1 protein-coding gene and 1 pseudogene are annotated in these 479 nt (G+C 73.1%); both read right to left on the bottom strand.

Annotation, left to right across the window (positions count from 1 at the left end; genetic code table 11):
* Positions 1–341 (bottom strand): SseB family protein (locus LPA54_RS37325; protein WP_228984891.1); only part of this gene is annotated, 341 nt, incomplete at its 3' end.
* A 51-nt stretch (positions 342–392) separates the two neighbouring features.
* Positions 393–479: pseudogene (locus tag LPA54_RS37330) on the bottom strand (ATP-binding protein); the annotation flags it as partial.

Below are 479 nucleotides of genomic sequence, written 5' to 3' on the forward strand. Positions count from 1 at the left end.
AGGGACTGCGGCTTCAGCGCGCGCTCGTACTCCACGGCGGGCGCGATGGTGCAGCCCATGTGGGAGCCGACGACCCGCCGGAACTGCTCCTCGGAGCTGAAGACCGGCACGTACGCCTGGCCGTCCAGTTCCATGGTGGGCAGGTCGAGGGGGCCGCTGTGCGGGCCGCCGCCGCTCGGCAGCGGCACCCAGAGGAAGCTGCGGCCGAGAACCTCGACGATCCGGGCTCCCGCCGAGGGGACGCCGAGGGAGGCGGAGAGCGCCTCCTCCAGTTCGTTGCCGGGCCACCCGCCGTGCGGGTGGAAGTGCGTCCGGTCCGGGATGTCCGCCGGGAAGTCCATCTGTCGCCCACCGTCTGCCTGATGCCACTGCTTGGCGGAAAGGCTAGCCGGTCAGCCGGTGAAGCCGATCCGGCGCAGGGCATTGGCGGCGTCCCGGTCGACGAGCACCGCCGAGGCGCAGCCCTCCGGCACCCGGCC

The sequence above is a fragment of the Streptomyces sp. DH12 genome (genome assembly GCF_020873895.1).
Classification (GTDB): Bacteria; Actinomycetota; Actinomycetes; order Streptomycetales; family Streptomycetaceae; genus Streptomyces.